The sequence below is a fragment of the Mycobacterium sp. pR1184 genome, from assembly GCF_041287235.1.
GTDB lineage: Bacteria > Actinomycetota > Actinomycetes > Mycobacteriales > Mycobacteriaceae > Mycobacterium.
The window spans coordinates 40,423-57,588 of record NZ_JBGGKR010000021.1 but is presented as its reverse complement, the minus strand read 5'-3'; the positions used below and the strand labels follow the sequence as shown (position 1 = coordinate 57,588).

The 17,166-nt window shown below is 67.4% G+C and carries 1 protein-coding gene (only partly in view); it reads left to right on the top strand.

Going from position 1 to position 17,166, the window contains the following annotated elements:
• On the top strand, positions 1-17,166 hold the 3' portion of the coding sequence (locus ACAG21_RS27120; protein WP_370499359.1) for a non-ribosomal peptide synthase/polyketide synthase. 10,887 nt of this gene lie to the left of the window's left edge; 17,166 of the gene's 28,053 nt are visible here — the last part of the coding sequence; the start codon falls outside the window, past its left edge; its stop codon occupies positions 17,164-17,166.

The following is a 17,166-nucleotide window of genomic DNA, read 5'->3' as shown; positions in this document are numbered from 1 at the left end:
GATCGGCACGTAATGCTGCGGCTGCGTGTCGACGACGCGTGGTCGCTGCAGGTACGCGAGGCCGGGTCGGTCGACGCGCGGAGCTGTTTGCAATCCGTGGAAGTGCTCTCCGACGAGGTGCTGGCGCGGGCACGGGAGCGGTTGGATCCGGGCAGCGCGACGATGGTGAGCGCGCTGTGGATTACCTCGACGTCCCAGCTGGTACTGATCGCTCATCATCTGACCGTCGACGGGGTGTCGTGGCGAATCCTGTTGGAAGACCTCAATATCGCGTGGGCCCAGCACCGCAGCGGGCAGCCGATAGCACTACCGGCGCTGGGGACCTCGTTCGCCCGATGGGCTTCGCTGCTCGATGAGCACGCCCGCTCCGCGGCGGTGCTTCGACACGCGGACGCGTGGCGGCAGGTCGCGGCGGTACCCAACGCATTGCCGGCACCCCGGCCCGAACTGGACACCTACGCCAGCGCGGGACAGTTGGCGGCCGAACTGGATGCCGAGACGACCCGCATGCTGCTCACCGAGGTCCCCACGGCGTTTCACACCGGCGTACAAGACATTCTGCTGATCGCGTTCGGCCTGGCCTGGGCGGAGTTCTTGGACACCGGCGCGGCCATCGGTATCGATGTCGAAGGCCACGGCCGCCACGACGAATTGGCCGCCGGTGTCGACTTGTCCCGCACGGTGGGATGGTTCACTACGAAATACCCTGTGGCGCTGCGCATCGGCGATCTGGGCTGGGCGCAGGTGCTCGCCGGTGAGGCCGCGCTGGGTGCGGCGGTCAAGGACGCCAAGGAACAGCTGCGCGCGCTGCCCGATCCACTCAGTTACGGGCTGCTGCGCTATCTCAATCCTGACGCCGAACTGACCGGAGCCGACCCCGCGATCGCGTTCAACTACTTGGGACGACTCGGCGCTGGCGCCGCCGAGCTGTCCGAGGATCTGTGGCGGGTCAGCCGGGACGGCGCGGCGGTCGCGACCACCGCCTCGGCGATCCCAATGCCGTTGGGACACAGCGTAGAACTCAACGCGGTCACCATCGACACCGACACCGGTCCACGTCTGCAGGCGACGTGGACATGGGCGCCATCGGTGCTCGGCGGCGAGCAGGTCGACCACCTCAGCGAGTTGTGGTTCGAGGCGTTGACGGGGATCTGCGCACACGTTCGCCGAGGCGGCGGCGGGCTGACACCGTCAGATGTCGTGCCGGCCCGGCTGACCCAGCGGCAGCTTGACGAGCTGTGCCGGCAAGACCGCGTGGCCGATATCCTGCCGCTTACTCCGCTGCAGCAGGGGCTGCTCTTCCACGCCAGCGCCGCGAACGGCAACGCCGACGACCTGTACGCGATGCAGCTGGACCTCACTATCGCGGGACCGCTCGACGCGGACCGGCTGCACGAGGCCGTGCGTACGGTCATCAACCGTCACCCCAACCTGGCCGCCCGATTCTGTCGTCAGTTCGACGAACCGGTGCAGGTCTTGCTCGTCAATCCCGTTGTGCCCTGGCGGTATTACGTGCTGAGCTCCGAGGAGCGCATCCAGCAGGTCTGTGCCGCCGAACGCAAAGCGGTCTGCGATCTGACCGAACCGCCGGCATTCCGGGTGGCGTTGATCCGCACCGGCGACGACGTGCACCGCTGTGTGCTGACGAATCACCACATCGTGCTGGATGGCTGGTCATTGCCGATTCTGGCGCAGGAGATCTTCGCCAGCTACCACGGGCAGCGACTACCCGCGGCCGGGTCGTATCGGAAGTTCGTCGCCTGGCTGGCCGAACGAGACATCGACGCGGCACAGCTGGCCTGGCGAGAAGCGTTGGCCGGCTTCGACTCCCCCACGCTGGTGGGACCGCCGGGACGCGTGCGGCCCGGACGCCGCGGCACCGCCGGTTCGACTTTGTCGGAACAGACGACCCGCGCCCTGGGCGCGCTGGCCCGCGCGCATCACACCACCGTCAACACCGTGTTGCAGGCGGGCTGGGCGCAGCTGCTGATGTGGCTGACCGGCCAGCGCGACGTCGTCTTCGGCACCGCTGTCTCGGGCCGCCCGCCCGAGCTGGCCGGCTCCGATTCGATGGTCGGTCTGCTGATCAACACCGTGCCGGTGCGGGCTACCAGCACCGCGGCCACCACGACGGCCGACTTGCTGGACCAGCTGCACCGGGCCAACAACCACACCTACGATCACCAGCACCTGGCACTCACCGAAATCCAGCGCGTCGCAGGCTACGACCAGCTGTTCGACACCCTGTTCGTCTACGAGAACTACCCCATCGACACGTCGACCGTGCTGGGCAACGGGTTGGCCATCACCGCGATGGCCGCCCGGGAATTCAACCACTACCCGCTGACCCTTCAGGCGATGCCCGCCGACGAACTCGGCCTGCGTGTGGAATACGACACGGAGCTTTTCGACGCGAAAACCATTGAGGCGCTGATCGGGCGATTGCACCGGGTGCTGGCGGCCATGACCGCCGATGCCGAACAACGGCTGTCCTCGATCCAGCTGCTGGACGACGCCGAGCACGCCCTCCTCGACGAGTTGGGCAACCGGGCGGTGCTGACGCGACGCGGTCCTGCTGCCACGTCGATTCCGCAGCTGTTCACCGCGCAATCGGTGCGCACCCCCGATGCGATCGCGATCACCTGCGACGGTCACTCGATCACCTACCGCGAACTGGACGAGTCCGCCAACCGGGTGGCGCATCTGCTGGCCGATCAGGGTGCTCACCCGGGACATTCGGTGGCACTGCTCTTTTCACGCTCCGCCGAAGCCGTCGTCGCGATGCTGGCGGTACTCAAAACCGGAGCGGCGTACCTGGCGATCGACCCCGCGCATCCCGACAGCCGCATCGAATTCATGCTCACCGATGCCGCGCCCGTCGCCGCGCTCACCACCGCGGCCCTGCGGCCGCGGCTGCGCGGGCACGATCTGCCGATCATCGACATCGACGACCCCGCCGTCGATCTGCTACCCACCGGTGCGCCCGACACGACGCCGTCGCCGGAGGACGTCGCTTACCTGATCTATACCTCCGGCACCACCGGTGTCCCGAAAGGTGTTGCGGTTACTCATCGCAACCTGGCACACCTGGCCGAGTCGACGCCGGCTGCGCTGCCCGTGCCACAGGTGTGGACGCAATGTCATTCCTATGGCTTCGACTTCTCGGTATGGGAGATCTGGGCCGCGCTGCTCGGCGGTGCCCGCCTGGTGGTGGTACCCGAGGCGGTGACCAGCTCGCCACCGGACTTCCACGCCCTGATGGTGCGTGAACAGGTGAACGTGCTCACTCAAACCCCCTCGGCTGCAGCGGCATTGACTCCGCAAGGGCTGGAGTCGGTAGCGGTGCTGCTAGGCGGGGAAGCATGCCCCGCGGAGGTGGTGGATCAGTGGGCGCCCGGCCGGGTGGTGATCAATGCCTACGGCCCCACCGAAGCCACCGTGTACGCCTCGATGAGCACCCCGCTGACACCGGGCACCGCCGTCGTGCCGATCGGAGCGCCGGTATCGACCGCGGCCCTGTTCGTCCTCGACGGCTGGTTGCGCCCGGTATCGCCCGGAGTGGTCGGCGAGTTGTATGTGGCCGGGCCGGGCGTGGCTTGTGGCTATCTCGGCCGCACCGCGTTGACCGCATCCCGATTTGTCGCCTGCCCTTACGGGCAACCGGGCGATCGGATGTATCGCACCGGAGACTTGGTGCGCTGGCGCCCCGATGGGCAACTCGACTACCTGGGCCGTGCCGACGATCAGGTCAAGATCCGCGGCTACCGTGTCGAACTCGGCGAAATCCAAACGGCCCTGATCAACCTCGACGGCGTCGAACAGGCCGTGGTGATCACCCGCGAGGACCGCTTCGGCGCCAAACGGCTCGTCGGCTACATCACCGGATCCGCAGACACGGCCGCGCTGCGCAGCGCACTGGTCGAGCGGCTGCCGTCCTACATGGTGCCGTCCGCGTTGGTCGCCGTACAGACATTGCCGCGCACGCCCAACGGGAAGCTCGACATCCGTGCCCTGCCCGCACCCGAATATCAAGGCAGCGGCGGCGATTACCGCGCCCCCTCCACCGCCATCGAGGAGATCCTCGCCGGCATTTACGCGCAAGTCCTCGGTGTCGAACAGGTGGGTGTCGACGACTCATTCTTCGACCTCGGTGGTGACTCGCTGTTGGCGATGCGCCTGATCGCCACGATCAACTCCGGCCTCGACGCGGGCCTGCAGGTGCACACCCTGTTCGACGCTCCGACGATCTCCCGGCTGGCACCGCGTGTCGGGACGGGCCGAGGATGGCTGGAGCCATTGGCGGCCTGGCCGCGCCCCGCGGTGGTGCCGCTGTCCTTCGCCCAATCCCGCTTGTGGTTCCTGGATCAGCTGCAGGGGCCGTCCCCGGTCTACAACATGGCGGTCGCGTTGCGGTTGTCCGGTCACCTCGATGTCGACGCGCTGGGTGCCGCGCTCGGCGATGTGGTCGCCCGGCACGAGAGCTTGCGGACGCTGTATGTGGCGCCCGACGGCGTCCCCCAGCAGGTGGTGGTGGCCGTCGAGCGCGCCGAGTTCGCCTGGCAGGTAGTCGATGCCCGCGACTGGACCACGGCGAAGCAGAACGCCGCGTTCGAGGCCGCGGCGGGACACACCTTCGACTTGACGAGCGAGATTCCAATACGCGCAACACTTTTCCACCTCGGCCCAAACGAGCACGTCCTGGTCGGCGTGGTGCACCACATCGCCGCCGACGGCTCCTCGGTCGCCCCGCTGGTACGTGACCTGGGCGCGGCGTATGCCGCGCGGTGTGCCGGAGAACGACCGGGCTGGATGCAATTGCCGGTTCAGTACGCCGATTACACGCTATGGCAGCACGCACAGTTCGGTCGTCTTGACGACCCCGGCAGCCCCATCGCCACCCAGCTGTCCTACTGGCAAGACGCGCTGGCCGGCATTCCGGAACGCTTGACGCTCCCCACCGATCGGCCCTACCCGGCGGTGGCCGACCAGCGCGGCGCGACCGTCGACATCGAGTGGACGGCCGAATTGCAGCAGCGGGTACGCACGCTGGCCCGCGAGCAAAACGCGACCAGCTTCATGGTGGTGCAAGCCGCCCTCGCCGTGCTGCTGGCGTCCGTCAGCACGAGTTCCGATGTGGCCGTGGGCTTCCCGATCGCGGGGCGCCGGGAGGCGGCACTCGATGAGCTGGTCGGGTTCTTCGTCAACACGCTGGTGCTGCGCGTCGAGGTCGACGGCGATCCCACCGTCGCCGAGCTGCTGGCCCAGGTCCGCCAGCGCAGCCTGACCGCCTACGAACACCAGGACGTGCCCTTCGAGGTTCTCGTCGAACGCCTCAACCCTTCCCGTAGCCTCACGCATCACCCGCTGGTCCAGGTGATGTTGGGCTGGCAGAACCTGTACGGCGACGACCCGGCCGCCGCGCTGGCGCTGGGTGATGTCGAGGCCAGCCCGCTGCCGATCGACACTCATACCGCGCGAATGGATTTGGCTTTCTCACTGGTCGAACGTTGGACCCGCGCCGGTGAGCCCGCCGGCATCCGCGGGACGGTGGAGTATCGCACCGACGTATTCGACGCCGACAGCATCCACATCCTGATCCGGCGATTCGAACGGGTGCTGGACGCCGTCACCGCCGACCCGACCCGGCGGTTCTCCTCGATCCGGTTACTGGACGTCAGCGAGCGCGCCCGCCTCGACGAGATCGGCAACCGCGCGGTATTGACCCGGCCTGCCGCGGCCTCGAAGTCGGTCCCGGCACTGTTCGCCGCACATGTAGCCCGCGCACCCGAAGCGGTGGCAATCACCTTCGAGGGCGACCCGTTGACCTACCGCGGCCTCGACGAGGCCTCGAACCGGCTGGCGCACTTACTGATTGCTAACGGCGTGCGGGCTGGGCAGTGTGTGGCAGTCGTAGTGGAGCGGTCGGCCGAGGCGATCGTCGCGATGCTTGCGGTGCTGAAGACGGGTGCTGCCTACCTGGCGATCGACCCGGCGCTTCCCGACGCTCGAATCGGCTTCATGCTCACCGATGCCGCGCCGTCCGCCGCGATCACCACCCGGCAGCTGCTGCACCGCTTAGACGGTCACGACCTCGCGGTCATCAGCATCGATGACCCCGCGGTGGACATTCAGCCCAGCACGGCACTGCCGGCGCCGTCGCCCGACGAGATCGCCTACCTCGTCTACACCTCGGGTACCACCGGCACTCCCAAGGAGGTGGCGGTCACGCACCGCAATCTGGCGCACTTGGCGGAGTCGACGCCGCGAGAGCTGCCGGGTGAGCAGGTGTGGACGCAGTGCCACTCGTATGCTTTCGACTTCTCGGTGTGGGAGATCTGGGCCGCCCTGCTCGGCGGAGCCCGGCTGGTGGTAGTGCCCGAGGCGGTGACGACCGCACCGGACGACTTCCATGCCCTGCTCGTCGCCGAGCGTGTCAACGTGCTGACCCAAACTCCCTCCGCGGTAGCGGCGTTGGCACCGCAACGGCTGGAGTCGACGGCGTTGCTGCTCGGTGGCGAGCCCTGCCCGGCCGAGGTGGTGAGGCAATGGGCGCACGGTCGCGTGGTGATCAACGCCTACGGCCCCAGCGAGGCCACCGTGTACGCGTCGATGAGCGCGCCGTTGACGCCGGACACGGCGGTGGTGCCGATCGGTGCGCCGGTGTCGACGGCGGCGCTGTTTGTCCTCGATGGCTGGTTGCGCCCGGTACCCATTGGCGTGGTCGGCGAGTTGTACATCGCCGGTGACGGCGTGGCGTGCGGGTATCTCGGACGAGCCGGCCTGACGGCATCGCGGTTCGTCGCCTGCCCCTTCGGTGGATCATCTGGACAACGGATGTATCGCACCGGAGACCTGGTGCGGTGGCGCACGGACGGACAGCTCGACTACCTCGGGCGTGCCGACGAGCAGGTCAAAATCCGCGGCTACCGTATCGAGCTCGGCGAGATCCGTTCCGCGCTGGCCAGTTTGGATGGTGTGGATCAGGCGGTGGTGGTCACCCGCGAAGACCGCCCCGGCACCGCACGCCTGGTGGGCTACATCACCGGCACCGCCGACCCCGCGCAGATACGCGCGGCGCTGGCCGATCGGCTGCCGCCGTACATGATCCCGTCGGCGGTGGTGCCGATCGACGCGCTGCCGTTGACGGTGAACGGGAAACTCGACACTCGCGCCCTGCCCGCTCCGGAGTATCGCGATGTGGATCGCTACCGTGCTCCTGGCAGTGCCACCGAGGAAATCCTGGCCACGATCTACGCCGAAGTCCTCGGCCTCGAGCGGGTCGGGGTCGACGATTCCTTCTTCGATCTGGGTGGCGACAGCATCTTGTCGATGCAAGTGGTCGCGCGGGCCCGGGCGGCCGGTGTGGTGTGCCGTCCGCGCGACATTTTCGTCGAGCAGACGGTCGCGCGGCTGGCCCAGGTTGCCACGGTGGCCGACGCCAGTGCGACCGCCGATGAGGGCGTCGGGCCCGCGGTGGCCACCCCGATCATGCGCTGGCTGCTGAACACCGACGGTCCGGTCGAGGATTTCAACCAGGCATTGGTGGTGCAGGCGCCCGCCGCAGTGACCGAAGATGACGTCGTGCTCGTTCTCCAGGCGTTGCTCGATCGGCATGCCATGTTGCGGTTGCGCGTAGCCGGCGACGGCTCCCTGGAAGTACCCGAGGTCGGTTCGGCGGATGCCCGCGGGTGCCTGGCCACCGTTGACGAACTGTCTGAAACGGCGTTGATCGCGGCCCGGGCGCGGCTGAACCCGGCCGCCGGGACAATGTTGAGCGCCGTGTGGGCGAGCGCCACCAGGCAGCTGATGCTGATCATCCATCACCTGGCCGTCGATGCGGTGTCGTGGCGAATCCTGTTGGAGGACATCAACATCGCCTGGGGTCAGCAGCACAACGGGCAGCCGATCGCGCTACCCGCGGGCGGAACGTCGTTCGCCCGGTGGTCGTCACTGCTGTCCGAATATGCCCGCACCGCGCAGGTCGTCGAGCAGGCCGACGCGTGGACACGTGTGCTGGCGACCCCGTCCGCAATTCCCGCACCCAACCCCGACCTCGACACCTACGCAAGTGCCGGCCAGATGGCGGCGGAACTGGATACCGAGACCACCCGCATGCTGCTGGGGGAGGTGCCCGCGGCGTTTCACGCCGGCGTGCAAGACATTCTGCTGATCGCGTTCGCAATGGCCTGGGCAGAGTTTCTGAACATCGACTCGCCGATCGGCATCGAAGTCGAGGGCCACGGCCGACACGAGGAGCTGGCCGACGATGTGGACCTGTCGCGCATTGTGGGCTGGTTCACCACCAAATACCCGGTGGCACTGAGCGTTGACGGCCTGAACTGGGCGCAGGTGCGCGCCGGTGACCCGGCGCTGGGTGCGCTGATCAAGGATGCAAAAGAACAGCTGCGCGCGCTGCCGGACGGACTCACCTACGGGCTGCTGCGCTATCTCAACCCCGAGGTCGACTTGACCGGGCCCGACCCGGCGATTGGGTTCAACTATCTCGGGCGACTCGGCGGCGCGACCGAACTCTCCGACGACCTATGGCAGATCAGCCAAGACGGGCTCTCGATGGCGGCGGCGTCTGCTGCGATTCCAATGCCGTTGGGGCACAGCGTCGAACTCAACGCCAGCACGCTGGACACCGACACCGGACCTGCACTGCACGCCAACTGGACCTGGGCACCCTCGGCAATCGACGAGTCGCAGATCAGCCGGCTCAGCCGGCTGTGGTTCGACGCCCTGACGGGAATCTGCGCTCACGTCCAGCGCGGCGGCGGCGGACTGACCCCGTCCGACATCGTCCCGGCCCGACTGAATCAGCAGCAGATCGACGAGTTGTGCCGGCAGGATCCCACCGCCGATATCCTGCCGCTCACCCCCCTGCAGCAAGGACTGCTGTTCCACGCCAACACAATCCACGGCAATACCGACGATATCTACGCCATGCAACTCGGCATCACCATCACCGGGCCGCTGGACGCCGACCGGCTGCGCCGCGCCGTGCACACCGTGATCGGCCGCCACCCCAACCTGGCCGCCCGCTTCTGCCGTCAATTCGACGAACCGGTCCAGGTCATCCCGGCCGATCCGGTGCCGGGGTGGCAATACATCGAACTCGGCGAAGATGCGCAGTCCGTCGAGCGCGTGTGCGCGGCCGAACGAAGTGCGGTATGCAATCTGACTGAGCCGCCGGCATTCCGGGTCGCCTTGATCCACACCGCCAAGGATCGCCATCGACTGCTGCTCACCAACCACCACATCGTGTTGGATGGCTGGTCGCTACCGATCCTGGCCCAGGAGATCTTCGCCAGCTATTTCGGGCATCGACTCCCCGCACCCACGCCCTACCGCCGGTTCGTCGCTTGGCTGGCCGAGCGTGACATCGGTGCCGCGCAGACGGCCTGGCGAAAGGCGTTCGCGGGGTTCGAGATTCCCACCCTGGTGGGACCACCGGCGCGAATCGGGCTGGGGCGCAGAGGGGTCGGGACTTCTCGGGTCAGCGAACAGATGACCCAGTCGCTGAGTGACCTGGCTCGCGCACATCACACCACGCTCAACACGGTGTTGCAGGTCGGCTGGGCACAGCTGCTGATGTGGCTGACCGGTCAGCACGACGTCGCTTTCGGCACCGCGGTGTCCGGCCGTCCCACCGAGCTGCCCGGCGCAGACTCGATGGTGGGCCTGCTGATCAACACCGTCCCGGTGCGGGCCAATTGCACGCCGCTGACCACCACCGCCGACCTTCTCAATCAACTGCATCGCGCCAACAACGACACCCTCGAGCACCAGCACCTGGCGCTGTCCGAGATCCATCGCGTCACGGGTCACGACCAACTCTTCGACACGCTGTTCGTGTTCGAAAACTACCCCGTCGACGCAGCCAGCCTCGCCGGTGTCGACGGGCTGGCCATCACCGAGATGACCGCGCGCGAATACAACCACTACCCCCTGACGCTGCAAGCCATGCCCGGCAAGGAACTCGGGCTGCGCGTCGAGTACAACACCGACATTTTCGCGGCGGACAGCATCGACACCCTTATCCTGCAGCTGCACGACGTACTGCTGGCCATGACCACTGCACCCGCTCGCAGGTTGTCGTCGGTTCAGCTGTTGGACTCCGACGAGCAGGCCCTGATGGATGAGGTCGGCAACCGAGCCGTGTTGGCCCGGCGCGCGGCCGCGCCGGTGTCGATCCCCGAATTGTTCGCCGAGCACGTGCAGCGCGACCCGGACGCGGTGGCGGTGAGTTTCCGGGGACGCCAGCACAGCTATCGCGAGCTGGACGAGGCCGCCAACCGGCTGGCGCACCTGGTGGCCGGCTACGGGGCCGGCCCCGGACAATTTGTGGCACTGCTGTTTACGCGCTCACCCGAAGCCATTGTCGCGATGCTCGCGGTGCTCAAGACCGGAGCGGCCTATCTGGCGATCGACCCGGCCCTGCCCGATGCACGGATCGGGTTCATGCTCGCCGACGCCACCCCGGTTGCGGCGCTCACCACCGACGAGTTGCGCCCGCGACTGGACGGCCACGACCTATCGATCGTCGACGTCAACGACCCCGTCGTGCATACCCAGCCAGCCACCGCGCCGGTGGCACCGTCGCCCGACAATATCGCGTACCTGATCTATACATCCGGCACTACCGGTGTTCCCAAAGGTGTTGCGGTGACTCATCGCAACCTGGCCCACCTGGTCAGCTCAACCCCTACACACTTGCCGCTGGCACAGGTGTGGACGCAATGCCACTCCTACGGTTTCGACTTCTCGGTGTGGGAGGTCTGGGCCGCCCTGCTCGGCGGCGGACGCCTGGTCGTGGTACCGGAGTCGGTGGCCGCCTCACCCGAGGACTTCCACGAACTACTTGTCAATGAACGCGTCACGGTTCTCACCCAAACCCCCTCAGCCGCGGCGACATTGACACCGAGCCGATTGGGATCGGTGGCGGTGCTGCTGGGCGGTGAGGCCTGCCCCGCCGACGTCGTGGACCAATGGGCGGACGGCCGCGTGGTGATCAACGCCTACGGTCCGACCGAGGTCACCGTCTACGCCTCGATGAGTGCGCCGCTGACGGCGGGCTCGGGGACCGCACCCATCGGCGGGCCGGTTTCGACCGCCGCGCTGTTCGTGCTGGACGACTGGCTGCGTCCGGTCCCCATTGGCGTGGTCGGTGAGTTGTATGTCGCCGGCGACGGCGTGGCATGCGGATACCTGCACCGGCCGGGATTGACGGCAGCACGATTTGTGCCCTGCCCCTTCGGCGAGCGCGGGGCACGAATGTATCGCACCGGAGACCTGGTCCGTTGGCATCCCGACGGGCAGCTGGACTACGTCGGGCGCGCCGACGAGCAGGTCAAGATCCGCGGCTACCGTGTCGAGCTGGGTGAAATCCAAACTGCGCTGGCCGGTTTGGACGGCGTCGAACAGGCCGCGGCGATCACTCGCGAGTACCCGCCCGGCACCACCCGCGTGGTCGGGTATGTCACCGGAACCGCCGACCCTACCGTGCTGCGAAATGCGTTGGCGGACAAGCTTCCTGCCTACATGATCCCGGCCGCCATCGTGGCACTCGAGGCATTGCCGCTGACCACGAACGGCAAACTCGACGTCCGCGCCTTGCCGGCGCCGGACTACCACGACCGCGACAACTACCGCGCGCCCACCACTGCCGTCGAGGAAATTCTGACCGGCATCTACGCCCAAGTGCTCGGACTCGAGCACGTCGGCACCGACGACTCCTTCTTCGACCTGGGCGGCGACTCCCTCTCCGCGATGCGCCTGATCACCGCTGTCAACTCCGCTCTCGACGCCGACCTCGAAGTCCACACCCTGTTCGACGCACCCACCGTCGCGCGGTTGGCACCCCGCATCGGCAGCGACCGAACCGGCCGGCGTCAGCCGCTGGTCGCGGGCCAGCGGCCGGCTCTGATTCCGCTGTCCTTCGCGCAGTCCCGGTTGTGGTTCCTCTACCGGTTCGAGGGCGGGGTCGCGACCTACAACATGCCGACCGCGTTCCGGATCAGCGGGTCACTGGACATCGAGGCACTGGACGCGGCCCTCGACGACGTGATCGCCCGCCACGAGTCGCTGCGCACCATCTTCGTCGAGATCGACGGCGTGCCGTACCAGGAGGTGCTACCGGCCGCGCCGGGAATGTGGCGGCGCGGCCGCGATGCGGTGGTACCGCTGGCGCGACACCACATGGTCTCCGAAATGGTGGAATTGGCGAAGTACCGGTTCGATTTGTCGGCCGAGATCCCGATTCGCGCGCAGATCTACTCGGTGACTGCCGAGGAATACTACGTCGGGATCGTGGTGCACCACATCGCCTTTGACGGATGGTCGCTGGCGCCGATGGTAAGGGACATCGGCGAAGCCTACCGGGCTCGACGCCAGCACCGGAACCCGCAACGGGCGCCGCTGTCGGTGCAGTACGTCGACTACACACTCTGGCAGCGCAAGCAATTCGGTGATCTGGCCGACGCCGACAGCCCGATCGCCGCGCAGCTGGCGTACTGGGAACACGCGCTGGCCGGAATGCCCGAGCGGTTGCAGCTGCCCACCGATCGGCCCTACCCGTTGGTCGCCGACTATCGCGGCTCCCACGTGGCGTTGCAGTGGCCGGCCGAGTTGCAACAGCGCATCCGCGAGACCGCCCGCGAGCACAACGCGACCAGCTTCATGGTGATTCAGGCCGCCCTGGCGGTACTGCTCTCGGCGGTCAGCGCCAGTTCCGATGTGGCGGTGGGCTTCCCGATCGCAGGGCGGCGTGACCCGGCGCTCGACGAACTGGTCGGCTTCTTCGTCAACACCCTGGTGTTGCGCGTCGAGGTGGACGGCGACCCCAGCTATGCCGAGCTGCTGGCGCAGGTCCGTCGACGCAGCCTTTCCGCCTATGAGCACCAAGACGTCCCCTTCGAGGTGCTCGTCGAGCGCATCAATCCCACCCGCTCCCTGACTCATCACCCGCTGATCCAGGTGATGCTGGCCTGGCAGAGCGCACCGGGACAGCAGGTCGACTCCGCCACCGGATTGACCCTCGATGATCTGCAGGTCGCTCAGCTGCCGATGGACACCCAAACCGCCCGAATGGATTTGGTGTTCCATCTCGCCGAGCACTGGGACGACGCCGGTGACCCGGCCGGGATCGGCGGGACGGTCGAATATCGCACCGACGTGTTCGATGCGGCGACCATCAGTGCGTTGATCGAGCGACTGCAACGGGTGTTGGTGGCCATCACCACCGACCCGACCCAGCGGCTGTCGTCGGTGGATCTCGTTGAGCCCGAAGAGTATGAGCGCCTGGACCGTTGGGGCAACCGGGCAGTGCTGAGCGGGCCCAGTTCCGACGTCGCGTCGATCCCGCTGCGCTGGGCCGAGCAAGTCGCGCGCACACCCGGTGCGCTGGCCGTCACCTTCGCCGGCCTGTCGATGACCTATCGCGAGCTCGAGGAGGACGCGAACCGGCTGGCGCATCTGCTGACCGCTCACGGGGCGGCCCCGGGACAGACTGTGGCACTGCTGTTTACCCGCTCCGCCGAGGCGATCATCGCGATCCTGGCGGTGCTGAAGACCGGGGCGGCTTACCTGGCGATCGATCCGGCCCACCCCGACGCCCGGATCGGATTCATGGTCGCCGACGCCAAGCCGGTCGCCGCGATCACCACTGCCATGCTGTCCGGCCGTCTGGACGGGCACGACCTGGCGGTCATTTCGGTCGACGATCCCCGCATCTCCGGCTACCCGAGCACCGCTCTACCCATGCCGGCCCCCGATGACACCGCGTACCTCATCTACACGTCGGGTACCACCGGCACGCCCAAGGGTGTCGCCGTCGCGCACCGCAACGTGACCCGGCTACTGCAGTCGCTGGAAGGCGAGATGGCGATGAAACAGGCCTGGACACAATGTCATTCGCTGGCCTTCGACTTCTCGGTGTGGGAGATCTGGGGTGCGCTGCTCTATGGCGGTCGGCTGGTGGTGGTGCCCGAATCGGTGGCCCGTTCGCCCGAGGACTTCCACGCGCTGCTGGTCGCCGAACGCGTCGGCGTGCTGAGCCGAACCCCGACGGCGTTCTATGCGCTGCAAACCGCCGATGCGCTCTCCCCCGAGCCCGTCGAACAGCTGGCGCTTCAAACCGTGGTGTTCGGTGGTGAAGCCCTTGAGCCACAACGTCTTCGGACGTGGCTGCAGAGGCATCCGCGCTCGCCGCGGCTGATCAACATGTACGGCATCACCGAGACGACGGTGCACGCCTCGTTCCGGGAGCTCGTCGACGGCGACGTCGGCAGCCCGGTCAGCCCCATCGGCGGGCCGCTGGCCCATCTGGCGTTTTTCGTGCTGGACAACTGGTTACGCCGCGTTCCGGCCGGCGTGGTCGGGGAGCTGTACGTCGCCGGTGCCGGCCTGGCCGACGGATACGTGCGCCGGCCGGACCTGACGGCGTCGCGGTTCCTGGCGTGCCCCTTCGGTGGGCCGGGAACACGGATGTATCGCACCGGCGACCTGGTGTCCTGGAGCGCCGAGGGGCAGTTGCGGTATGTCGGGCGCGCCGACGACCAGGTCAAGATCCGCGGCTATCGCATCGAGCTCGGCGAGATCGAGAATGCCCTGCTGGACTGCCCGCAGGTCAGCCAGGCCGTCACGATGGTGCACCACGGCAACGCCGGTGAAAACCTCGTCGCTTACCTCACCCTGCGGCGCACCAGCACCGCCGACCACGACGCCGAAATCGTCGGCCAGTGGCAAGACGTGTACGACGACCTGTACGACGGCCAGGACGCGGTGCCGCGATTCGGCATGGATTTCCGGGGCTGGAACAGCAGTTACACCGGTGAACCGATTCCGCTCGAAGAGATGCAGGAGTGGCGTGCGGCCACAGTGCACCGGATCACGGGCCTGCGGCCGAGGCGGGTACTCGAGATCGGCGCCGGTTCCGGGCTGTTGCTGTCGCAGATCGCCCCGCACTGTGAACGCTATGTCGCGACCGATATGTCGGCGGTGGCCATCGAGAACCTCGCCCGTTCGCTGGAGCAGCTGCAGATCCCGTGGCGTGATCGGGTCCAACTGCTGGCCCGGCCCGCCCACGTGACCGAGGGATTGCCTTCCGGTTACTTCGACACGATCATCGTCAACTCGGTCGTCCAGTACTTCCCGAACGCGGCATACCTGGCCGACCTGATCGGCAACGCCATGGAGTTGCTCGCGCCGGGCGGCGCACTGTTCCTCGGCGACATCCGTAACCACGCCCTGCAGGACGCCTTCCAAACCGGGGTCGCCCTGGCCCGCACCACCACCGCCGACGTTGCCGAGATCCGCCAGCGAGTACACCGGGCCGTCGTCAGCGAACCTGAATTACTCTTGGCCCCAGAGTTTTTCACCACCTGGGCCGCCGGCCACCCGTCCGCTGCCGGACTCGACATCCAGGTCAAGCGCGGCATGGCCGACAACGAACTCAACCGGTATCGCTACGACGTCGTCATCCGCAAGACCCCGGGACCCCTACGTTCCGTGGCGTCGGCGCCCAGCTGGACGTGGAGCGAATGCGCGGGCCTGCTCGGCCTGCACACCCGCCTGGCCTCGCAACGCCCCGCCGCGGTGCGCGTGACCGGAATCCCGCGGGCCGGACTGGACAGCGATGTGCGCATCGAACGCGCGCTGGCCGACGGGAGACCGTTGGCCGATGCACTCACCCCGCCCCCACCGGGCCCCGAGAGCGTCACTCCCGAACAGCTGCACCGCCTCGGGGAAAACGCCGGTTACCAGGTCGCGGTCACCTGGGGCGCCGAGCCGGGCAGCCTTGACGCCGTCTTCCTCGTCTCCGCCGATCTCCCGCTGACCGACCTCTACCTGCCCCGCCCCGAGGCCCACCAGCGCAGCGCGCACGCCAACAACCCCAACACCAACATGGAGATCAGCGCGGTGCGCCAGCGGTTGAGCGCGCGGCTACCCGAGTACATGGTGCCGGCGCAGATCGTGGTGATCGACGAGTTCCCGTTGACCTCGTCGGGCAAGATCGACAGCAAGGCGCTTCCGGCGCCGGTGTTCGCCGCCACGCCATTCCAGGCCCCGCAAACCGAGACGGAGCAGGTCATCGCGGGGATCTATGCCCAAGTCCTGGGGATCGAGCGGGTCGGCGTCGACGACTCGTTCTTCGACCTCGGCGGCGATTCGCTATCCGCGATGCGCGTGATCGCCGCGGTCAACGCGGCTCTCGACGTCCACCTTCCGGTACGCACCATGTTCTACGCCCCGTCGGTGCGAAATCTCAGTGAGCAGCTCGGCGCCCAGGACAGCGCCGCGGAGGTGGTCGGAGTCGAGGTCTTCCAGGAGGGCCCCGGCGCACCGCTGTGCTGCATTCACGACGGCCTCGGACTGAGTTGGGCCTATCGTGCGCTGGCCGAGTACCTGGATTGCCCGATCATCGGGATCAACCAGATCTCGCACGACGGCGAAGCCGAGCCGGCTTCGATTCGCGGCATCGCGGCCAACTACGCAGACCGTATCCAAGCCCGCTATCCCGACGGGCCCTACAAGCTGCTCGGTTGGTCGTTCGGCGGTGTCGTCGCCCACGAACTCGCGATCGAACTGCAGCGACGCGGACGCGTCGTCGAGAGCCTGGTGCTGATCGACCCGGTGTTCAGCGCCAACAAGTTCGTCGCGAGACTCACCGCCAACCGGGCTATCGCAAAGAATCAGACGCTGGATGAAAGCCACATCCTGGAGCACATCCTGCGGACCAATCGGATCGACATTCCCGCACAGTCCGGGCCGCTGGGATACCGGCAGGCCGCGGAATTGGTGCATCAGCACGGAGCTGGGATCCCGCTGCCGCCCCAGCAGTTGCTGGAGCTCATGGTGCACAGCGTCCAGACCAACCAGCGATACCTGCTGGACCATACGCCCGGGGTGTTCGACGGCGACGTGGTCATTTTCTCCGCCGCCCGGGGCAGAACCGACGAAAGGCGGGGAAGGTCACGGTGGCGAGGCCTTCGAACCGGGCGAGCGGCCCGGTCCCAGCAGCGGCTTTGGCGACCATATGTCGCCGGAGAAATCGCGATCTACTCGGTCGACAGCACGCATCTGGAGATGCTGACGGCCGATGCGCTGAGCACCTACGGCGAGCAACTCGGGCTCTATCTGCACACCCGGGTGAGGCAGCGCTGA